The sequence below is a fragment of the Corynebacterium sp. MSK195 genome (assembly GCF_030228885.1).
Taxonomy (GTDB): Bacteria; Actinomycetota; Actinomycetes; order Mycobacteriales; family Mycobacteriaceae; genus Corynebacterium.
The window spans coordinates 1-862 of the sequence record NZ_JASPGT010000043.1 but is presented as its reverse complement, the minus strand read 5'-3'; the positions used below and the strand labels follow the sequence as shown (position 1 = coordinate 862).

Here is an 862-nt window from a genome sequence, read left to right as displayed (position 1 = left end):
GCATGGTGGTAGATTACCTTTCTTCCCAACCCAACCGGGCTGGATATCAGGTGTCTACCAAACAGGGGTCAGGTCCCCCAGCCCATCAACACAGGGCCGTAAAAGAAGCGGAACTAAACCCAGGACGCTTCATCACCGATGTTTACTCCCGACGGATCGTTGGGTGGGCGTTATCAGATTCCATGCGCACCGAAGCGTTGCCGCTGCAAGCTCTCAACCAGGCGATCGCGTCTGCTGAGGAAACAACAGGTCTCATTCATCATTCGGATCACGGCTCGCAGTATGTCAGCGTTGTCTACAACGAGCGTCTTGCCCAGCACGGGATTGCCGCTTCCACCGGAACTGTCGGGGATTCCTATGACAATGCTCTGGCGGAAAACGTTAATGGTTCCTACAAAAACGAGCTGATCCATACTCGCAGGTGGGATGAGGTTGTCGAGGTGGAAATCGCGACGTTTGAGTGGGTGTCATGGTGGAACGAGACGAGGCTTCACCAAAGCTTGGGATACCGAACCCCGGTCGAAGTGGAAACCGAATTTTGGGACCAGCACCCGCCGCAAGCAATAATAGAAATCAAGGCAAATGCCTAGGAACAAAACCCGGGGCACTTCAGACCTGCTGTTTACCTACCTGCAACCCCCACCAACAACCATCGACCCCGACAACCTTGCAGCAACAACAAACAGCCTCGAAGGTGGCATCAACGCCCCCATAAAAGAAGGACCTGGCCCCCGTTAGGTAGACACCTGATATCCAGCCCGGTTGGGTTGGGAAGAAAGGTAATCTGAAGTGTCCCAGGTTTTGTTCCGTCTGAGTAGATGGGAAAATCTGGAATATGCCAAGAAAATTTGACCAGGATGCA

Annotated in this window: 1 protein-coding gene; it reads left to right on the top strand. The window is 53.2% G+C overall.

What is annotated here, in order from left to right; translation table 11 throughout:
- A partial coding sequence (locus tag QP909_RS11710; RefSeq protein WP_284767325.1) for an integrase core domain-containing protein occupies positions 1-590 on the top strand: 590 nt, incomplete at its 5' end.
- Between the last annotated feature and the right edge of the window lie 272 nt (positions 591-862).